The sequence below is a fragment of the Vitreoscilla stercoraria DSM 513 genome (assembly GCF_000382305.1).
Taxonomy (GTDB): domain Bacteria; phylum Pseudomonadota; class Gammaproteobacteria; order Burkholderiales; family Neisseriaceae; genus Vitreoscilla; species Vitreoscilla stercoraria.
Genome location: NZ_KB908035.1, coordinates 38,079 through 45,721, shown reverse-complemented (window position 1 = coordinate 45,721; position 7,643 = coordinate 38,079). Strand labels below are relative to the sequence as shown.

9 protein-coding genes are annotated in these 7,643 nt (G+C 42.8%); 4 read left to right on the top strand and 5 right to left on the bottom strand.

Annotated elements, in window-relative coordinates:
* Window positions 1–62: 62 nt before the first annotated feature.
* A complete protein-coding gene (locus H150_RS14440) occupies window positions 63–692 on the bottom strand; it encodes an IS30 family transposase (protein WP_051083046.1) in 630 nt (209 codons plus the stop codon).
* Window positions 693–925: 233 nt separating this feature from the next.
* Here H150_RS14440 and H150_RS0112070 point away from each other — a divergent pair, with 233 nt between their 5' ends.
* Together H150_RS0112070 and H150_RS0112065 are read left to right on the top strand one after the other, a co-directional pair.
* The gene (locus H150_RS0112070) at window positions 926–1,135 is read left to right on the top strand and encodes a hypothetical protein (protein WP_155970624.1); all 210 of its coding nucleotides are present in this window, start codon (window positions 926–928) and stop codon (window positions 1,133–1,135) included.
* Between the two features lie 203 nt (window positions 1,136–1,338).
* Window positions 1,339–1,854, top strand: a complete 516-nt coding sequence (locus tag H150_RS0112065; RefSeq protein ID WP_019959318.1) for a hypothetical protein — start codon at window positions 1,339–1,341, stop codon at window positions 1,852–1,854.
* Between the two features lie 51 nt (window positions 1,855–1,905).
* Here the strand turns inward: H150_RS0112065 and H150_RS0112060 are convergent, their stop codons facing one another.
* From H150_RS0112060 to dut, 4 genes are all read right to left on the bottom strand, one after another.
* Window positions 1,906–3,096 (bottom strand): MFS transporter, encoded by a 1,191-nt coding sequence (locus H150_RS0112060; protein ID WP_019959317.1) that lies wholly within the window; start codon window positions 3,094–3,096, stop codon window positions 1,906–1,908.
* Window positions 3,097–3,211: 115 nt separating this feature from the next.
* Entirely contained in the window at window positions 3,212–4,885 is a 1,674-nt protein-coding gene (locus H150_RS0112055; protein WP_019959316.1) for a long-chain-fatty-acid--CoA ligase, read from the bottom strand.
* A gap of 68 nt (window positions 4,886–4,953) precedes the next feature.
* Window positions 4,954–6,048 (bottom strand): tRNA 2-thiouridine(34) synthase MnmA, encoded by a 1,095-nt coding sequence (gene mnmA / locus H150_RS0112050; RefSeq protein WP_040755943.1) that lies wholly within the window; start codon window positions 6,046–6,048, stop codon window positions 4,954–4,956.
* 73 nt (window positions 6,049–6,121) lie between these two features.
* Window positions 6,122–6,577, bottom strand: coding sequence for a dUTP diphosphatase (dut, locus tag H150_RS0112045; RefSeq protein WP_019959314.1), 456 nt, complete (start codon window positions 6,575–6,577; stop codon window positions 6,122–6,124).
* Window positions 6,578–6,782: 205 nt separating this feature from the next.
* Between dut and H150_RS0112040 the strand changes: the two genes are divergently transcribed.
* A complete protein-coding gene (locus tag H150_RS0112040; RefSeq protein WP_019959313.1) occupies window positions 6,783–7,181 on the top strand; it encodes a hypothetical protein in 399 nt (132 codons plus the stop codon).
* Window positions 7,133–7,633, top strand: coding sequence for a DUF2628 domain-containing protein (locus H150_RS0112035; RefSeq protein WP_019959312.1), 501 nt, complete (start codon window positions 7,133–7,135; stop codon window positions 7,631–7,633). The genes H150_RS0112040 and H150_RS0112035 overlap by 49 nt, the downstream gene beginning before the upstream one ends.
* Window positions 7,634–7,643: the final 10 nt, after the last annotated feature.

Below are 7,643 nucleotides of genomic sequence, written 5' to 3'. Positions count from 1 at the left end.
ACTGTCTGTCTTTAATCTCTTTAGGGCGGTCCCAAATTGACTTTAAATTTGGAATCTGCTGCTTACCAGAGTTGTGATGATTGCGGGCGTGGCGAAACATTCTTTTTCTGCGAAGATGTCTTTTTAGCTTTGGAGGCAGAATGTTTTTTTTTCAGCAGATACAGTGATTTGTATATGGTTTCATAAGAAACATGCATCGATGGATTATGAGGAAACTGTATGAATTTCAGCCAGCCTGCTATTTGTTCGGGAGACCAACAACATGACAGTTTATCAATAACCATCTGTTTTAATAATGAATTGCTTTGTAAAATAAAAGATTTTGGCCTTTTTACTTTCTTTAAAGCCAATTGCTCTGCTAAATAAGCCCTGTATTTATGAGCACCTCCATTACGTGAAACCTCACGCGAAATGGTCGATGGCGATCGATTTAATTGGCGACTTATGGCTCTTAAACTCAGTCCTGCTGCCAATGCTCGAGAAATGCATTCGCGCTCTTGCAAGGTTAAATCGGTCGCTTTTCGGCGTCGAATATCAGGTTCAATACCACCATGGTATTCTAGAAATGAGTAAACGGTCGCAGGTGGTTTCATAATGTCTTTGGCAATGAAGGCCATAGGCTTTCCCTGCTTCCATAGAAACCAGATTCGTTTCTTACGTTCATCAGTCATTGCTCCATGTATGGAAACCATAACAATCCTTTTAACATAAAAAGTAGGATTGGTGTTGCGCTGACCGGTTGAATCCGCATGGCATCACATTTGGTAAACCATAAAATTTTATTGTGAATCAATATTATCAACATAATTAATATAATCTATATGTTATCTGTTAATGCTGTTTAAATATATTAAATACAGTAAAATGCTTAGAACATATTAATTAGAGTTTTCAGTGCCATCACTGGAGCAAGGTGAAATAGTGAATGAATGTAATATGGTGTAATGCAATAACAGTGGCTGTGTTAATGGTGATTGTGACGGTGGCTACTGTGAGCTTGGCGACTGACGATGCGCAAACCAATTGGTTTCAGGCCATGACCAATCAATTAATGCCTATGGATGAAGTGTTGCTAGAGATGCCAGAAGAACGCCAAAAGAGAATGATGGCTTTGTATTCAGGCATCATGCATTGAGCGATGGCAGTGTCATTTTAAAAATACCAGCGTCCTGTAAATGTTACAGGACGCTTTGTATTGATGATTGCTGGTCATCATTGGCTGAGTGGATTGTTTGATGTCGATGGGATTTTATTTGCGGCATTTATGGTTATAATCAATCCTTGAGTTTTGTTTTATTTTTCCAAAAATGCCAGTCGTTTTTTTAGAGAGGGATCAGAATGTCTCAAACCGATACACGCACACCATTGAATTTAGACCACGATATCATTGAGCACAATGCCATTGATCATTTGCCGACTGTGGTGGCGCAAGAGGCGCAAGGGCAATCTGATGAAACTACCGATGTCGTGACTGCAAAAACAGTGGCACAGCAAGAAGTGAGTAAGCGTGAACAAGCCCGTTTGCAGCGTGCGGCTTTGCTTGCTGAGCAAGAAAAATTGCAAAAATTATTGGATGAAATTGAAGATGACAGCGATGGCGATATTGCACAATTGAAAGCCCAAGTCCAAGATTTGCGTGACGAATTTGATCGTTGGGTTAAGCCAGATGACCATCATGTGGTGTTTGCCCACATTGGTATTTTTTGTTTGGTGGCATCGTTGGTGTGTTGGTTTGTGGCACCGTGGTTGTCGGGTCAAAGTACTTATTTAGATGGCGCTATTAGCAGTGCTGCGGTGTTGTTGGCGTATGTGGCGGCAGGTTTGTTATTGTTTGTGCAAACGCAAAAACATTGATATATGACTCAAAAAAGCGTCCTGTAAACTGTTACAGGACGCTTTTACATTTTAATGTACCGATGCAGATGTGATTTTTTGCGCTTTTTTGTAGCCCAGTACTAAAATCAATAAGCTCAGCAGACTAAAGGCGACGCCCATCCATGTGACCGACAATAAGCCCAAGCCTGAGCCAATCAAATAGCCACCCAACAAAGGACCAATGGCATTGCCAATATTGAGAGTGCCGTGATTCAAGCAAGAGGCGAATGTGGGTGCGGCAGGTGAGCATTGAATGATGAGCAGTTGCAAAGCAGGCAAAAACACCGTGCAAGCGCCTAAGAGCAAAAAGCCGATATAAAAACCGATGGCAGACAATGCCAACCAATTAAAACACAAGATCACTAAAGCGCAATAAGCAAAGGATGCAAACAAAGTGCGATACATGTTTTTATCTGCCAAAATGCCACCTATGACAAAGCCTAAAGACGTTCCAATACCGCTTACTATGACGACCAAAGGCAATTGTTGTTGGGGTAATTGGGTGATTTCTAGGAAAATTGGCTCTGCATAATCGATGATGGCCATACGACCACAAAAAAGCGTGACGCCCAAAGCTGCCGCCCACCACAACAAGGGATTTTTTAAAATTTCGGCGGTGCTGACATTGGAATGCAAATCAGGCGGAGCAGGTGCCTCGTTGAGTAAGTCGTGTAGCAATACAATCACCAACAAATCCAACAATCCAATGCCGCGTGCAATCAAGCGCCAGTCTTGAAAATGTTCCAAATAAATACTGCTAGGGACGACTAATAATAAAGCCAAACCAATGCCGCTCATTAAAATACCAATGCCAAAACCATGGCGGTGTTTGGGCAGAGTTTGAATCAAAACCATGCTGGCAATGCCAAAAAACATACCATGAGGCATGCCTGCAAATATTCTAACCCAGCGCAATTGTTCCCATGTGGTGACAAATGAGGTGGCAATATTGCCTGCGAAACACCAAAACAACAGTAAGGTGAGCAGACGTTGGTGAGAGAGGTATTTCACCAAAGGCAGTAGCACAGGAATGCCTATCATGACACCAAACGCATAATAACTGGTGACTGTGGACGTGAGAGGTGTTGATGCTTGTAAGTCGTGAGTGATGGTGTGTGAAAGCCAAATAGTAAAAAACTCAGCCATGCCCGCTGAGAAGCTGCCTAAGGTTAATACGATTAAAATGGTCAATTGGCTTTTGGAAAGGGTTTCTTGCGACATACGATGCTCCAAAGTTACCAACCGATGAGCAAAAGCATATTGACTAAGCAAATATGCGAAGAATGCGACAGAGTCATCTATCGCATTCTATCTTTTAAATCGCGGCAGTCAAGATTTAAGCGTCTACTGGCAAATCTTTCAACTCACGACGTAAAATTTTGCCTACATTGGTTTTTGGCAATTCGGTTTTAAAGACGATATCTTTAGGAACTTTATAACCAGTTAAGTTCGCTCGACAATGCTCAATCAACGCTTCGGCAGTTAAATTAGGGTCTTTTTTCACGACAAACAAACGAATGGCTTCACCGCTTTTTTCGCTTGGTACTCCCACGCAAGCGACTTCTAACACACCTGGGTGCATTGCGACCACGTCTTCAATTTCATTTGGATAAACGTTGAAGCCAGAAATGACAATCATGTCTTTTTTGCGATCGACGATTTTCACAAAGCCTTGTTCGTTGACAATCACGATGTCACCTGTCGCCAAAAAGCCATCACTGCCCAAAACTTTTTCGGTTTCTTCAGGTTTGTTCCAATAGCCTTGCATGACTTGGGGACCACGCACAAACAATTCACCCGTTTCACCAAAGCCCAAAGCTTTGCCATCGCCATCGCGCACTTCAATTTCGGTATCCGAAATAGGCAAACCAATATTGCCTGAGTAATTGGTACTGGACAAAGGATTGACGCACACACCCGGACTGGTTTCGGTCAAACCATATGCTTCAATAATCGGTTGTTTGGTGATGGCTTTCCATTTGTCTGCAACGGCTTGTTGTACCGCCATACCGCCGCCCAAGGCGATTTTCAAACGTGAGAAATTCACTTTGGCAAATTCAGGATTGTGTACCAAGGCATTGAACAAAGTATTTACTGCAGTGATGACGCTGACTTTGTAAGTGTCGATTTCTTTGACCAAATTGGGAATGTCACGTGGATTGGTAATCAAGATGTTGTGCGCACCGATTTTGGTGAAAATCATCAAGTTAACCGTTAAACAGAAAATATGATATAGCGGTAAAGCGGTTAAAATGGTTTCACCTTCATGGCTGATTTTGGCTTTAATCCAAGCACCCGCTTGCATCATATTGGCAACAATATTGCCATGGCTTAATACCGCGCCTTTAGACACGCCCGTCGTGCCGCCTGTGTATTGTAAAAAAGCAGTATCGTTTAAGCTTAATTCCACCACTTGAAAACTGTGCGCCTTACCTTGTTCTAAAGCATTGGAAAACGTAATGGCATTGGGAATATGGAACGCAGGCACCATTTTTTTAACTTTGCGTATGACAAAGTTGGTAATCATGCCTTTCAGGCCGCCTAACATTTCGCCTATGTTGGCCAAAATGACATTTTTCACAGGTGTTTGTTTGAGAACTGATGCCAAAGTATTGGCAAAGTTTTCTAAAACGATGATGGTGGTGGCACCGCTGTCTTTGAGCTGATGTTCCAATTCGCGTGGCGTATACAATGGATTGACATTCACCACCACATAACCGGCCTGTAAAATAGCAAATACTGCAATCGGATATTGCAATACATTGGGCATCATGATGGCCACACGTTCACCGCGTGGCAATTTCAAAACGTTTTGCAAATATGAGGCAAATTGATCTACCAATTGCTTGGTTTGACCATAAGTCAAAGTTTTACCCATATTGGTAAAACCTGGGCGAGCGCTGTATTTGGCAGCGCTCTCATTGAATACTGCAGTGATAGAAGAACAAGCAGTGACATTGGCAAATTCAGGCACGCCTTCATCGTATTGCGATAACCAGACTTTTTCCATATTAAGGTTTCTCCTTTGCTGTATTGTTTTGATGGTTTTTACTTATGGTTTTTTCAGTGCATCATTTTTTATGCACGGCTAGTGATGATGCCGCCACCCAAACATACTTCACCATCGTATAACACGGCCGATTGTCCAGGGGTAACTGCCCATTGCGGTTCATCAAATATCAATTCGATGCGCTCATCATCGAGGTAACCCAATTGGCATTTTGCATCTTGCATGCGATAACGGGTTTTACATGCATATTCGCCTTCGCTTGGGCGAGTTGGTAAAGTAAAACTCAAGTCATGCATGACCAAACTGCGGCTTTTTAGTAATGGATGATCATGCCCTTGCACCACAATCAATTCATTTTTAGCCAAATCTTTGTCTGCCACAAACCAAGGCTCACCTGGGCCGCCTATGCCCAAACCTTTGCGTTGACCCAAGGTATAAAACATCAAGCCCAAGTGCTCACCGATGACTTTACCTTCAGGCGTGCGCATTGCACCATTATTGGTCGGCAAGTATTTTTGTAAAAATTCACGAAACGGACGTTCGCCAATAAAACAAATGCCCGTACTGTCTTTCTTGGCCGCGGTAGGCAACGCCACTTCAGCAGCGATACGACGTACTTCAGGTTTTTCCAAATCGCCCAATGGGAAGATGGACTTACTTAATTGGTATTGATTCAAACGGTATAAAAAATAACTTTGGTCTTTGTTACCATCCAAACCTTTGAGCAAGTAATGCACGCCATCAACCACTGATTTGCGGGCATAGTGACCTGTCGCCATCACATCTGCACCATGGGCTAACACATAATCCAAAAAGCTTTTGAATTTGATTTCAGCATTACACAATACGTCGGGATTGGGTGTGCGTCCTGCTTGGTATTCTTGTAAAAAATACGCAAACACACGGTCTTTGTAGTCTGCGGCGAAATTGACGATGTCAATGTCGATGTCCAAAATGTCCGCCACTGCCATCGCGTCCAATGAATCTTGCTTGATGGAACAAAATTCATCGTTGTTGTCGTCCTCCCAGTTTTGCATAAAAACGCCTTTAACGGCATGACCTTGCTGTTTGAGCAAAGCTGCCGTTACGGACGAATCAACGCCTCCTGAAAGGCCGACGATGACGTTAGAATGGGGTGGAAGTTGTTGTGTATGCCAAATCATGTGAGAACTATGCCATAAGTATTAGGTTTTTAGTTTAGAAAATTAAACTAACTAATCTATTAAGAAGTGATTTTTATGCGCGGCCTGTAGAACCAAAGCCACCTTCGCCACGCGCGCTGGCAGCGAATTCTTCAACGAGGTTAAATTGTGCTTGTACCACAGGGACAATGATCAATTGTGCAATACGCGCCAAAGGTTCAATGACAAAATCTTCGTTAGAGCGGTTCCACAGCGATACTTTTAATTCGCCTTGGTAATCTGAGTCTATCAAACCGACCAAATTACCCAATACGATGCCATTTTTATGACCCAAACCCGAGCGTGGCAAAATCATGGCGGCTAAATTTGGATTTTCCAAATACATCGCCAAGCCTGTAGGAATCAAAACAGTTTGACCCGCGGCAACGGTTAATGGCGCATCAATGGCAGCACGCAAATCCAAACCTGCTGAACCTTCGGTAGCGTAAGCGGGCAAGTATTCGGTCATTTTAGGGTTAATGATTTTTAATTGTACGTCGGTTGGGCTCATAATAAAGTGTTGCCAAAATAGATAAGAAGACTCTATTTTACGCCAAACTGACACAAACTTCATAACTTGCCGTTGAACGATGCCAAGAGATTGGGTTTAAATATGTAAAATTAACTGAATAAAGTCTATTTTGATAACAATAAATATTTGCTCATGTCATTTTGATGGCTTTTGAGGGAGTGAATGCAGCACTAAAAGGAGAGAAATGGTTAATTTATACCAATTGTTAGGTATTCATATGCAAGCGGATGCGGCACAAATTCAATCAGCATTACAAGCGGCAAGAGTGGCAGGGCAAATCAATCCTCAAGTGTTGAGTAAGGCGGAAGCGTGGTTATTGGATGCGCCAACCAAAATGCGTTATGACGCACAATTGCTGCAATTTCTGCAAACGCAAGCGGCACCAGAACCCATTGAACTTACGCAAGCTGAAAATCATTTGTCACAGCCATCTTCAATCCCAACTCCTGAACCGATTGCTTTGCCTGAAAAATCAGCCCATCAAACTGTTTTTGCCAGTGATGCTTTGCCACAAGAAGCTTTATTGCAGGCTTTGTGGGGGGTAAGCAAGCGGATTATTACCAAAAGTATTTTGATATTTTAGAGCAAAGTGGCAAAGCGCCTTGGCATTGGGGAGCTTTTTTCGGTGGTGGTTATTGGTTGTGCGCACGTGGCATGTGGCGCAAGGGCTTGCTGGTTTTGATTGTGCCGATAGTCTTGTTTTTTGGTGGTTTAAGCGTGTTAAACATTGTGGCACCTAAATCGTGGTTGCTAGGCGTGTATTTGTTGACTTTTGCGGGAGCTTGGGCTTTGGGACGGTTTTTGTATTTGCCTAGCAATGCCCATGCTTGGTATTACGCTTTTGCCAAGCAGCGCATCGCTCAAATGCGTTTTAAATATCCCAACAAGCCGCAACGGGTGTTAAAAATGTTGTCTGAAACCAACAATATGCTGGCTGCTTGGATATTGTTTGCCGTATTTGGTTTTTTTACGATGATGGCGGTCATCGGCTTGTTGGCAGCAATTTTGTTGCCGTTGTATGCAAAATCATTGTGAAAGATTGAGT

Excerpts from the sequence above, each read along its gene's own strand:
- H150_RS14440 (WP_051083046.1), bottom strand. The coding sequence starts at position 692 with ATGGTTTCCATACATGGAGCAATGACTGATGAACGTAAGAAACGAATC.
- H150_RS0112070 (WP_155970624.1), top strand. The coding sequence starts at position 926 with ATGAATGTAATATGGTGTAATGCAATAACAGTGGCTGTGTTAATGGTG.
- H150_RS0112065 (WP_019959318.1), top strand. The coding sequence starts at position 1,339 with ATGTCTCAAACCGATACACGCACACCATTGAATTTAGACCACGATATC.
- H150_RS0112060 (WP_019959317.1), bottom strand. The coding sequence starts at position 3,096 with ATGTCGCAAGAAACCCTTTCCAAAAGCCAATTGACCATTTTAATCGTA.
- H150_RS0112055 (WP_019959316.1), bottom strand. The coding sequence starts at position 4,885 with ATGGAAAAAGTCTGGTTATCGCAATACGATGAAGGCGTGCCTGAATTT.
- mnmA (WP_040755943.1), bottom strand. The coding sequence starts at position 6,048 with ATGATTTGGCATACACAACAACTTCCACCCCATTCTAACGTCATCGTC.
- dut (WP_019959314.1), bottom strand. The coding sequence starts at position 6,577 with ATGAGCCCAACCGACGTACAATTAAAAATCATTAACCCTAAAATGACC.
- H150_RS0112040 (WP_019959313.1), top strand. The coding sequence starts at position 6,783 with ATGGTTAATTTATACCAATTGTTAGGTATTCATATGCAAGCGGATGCG.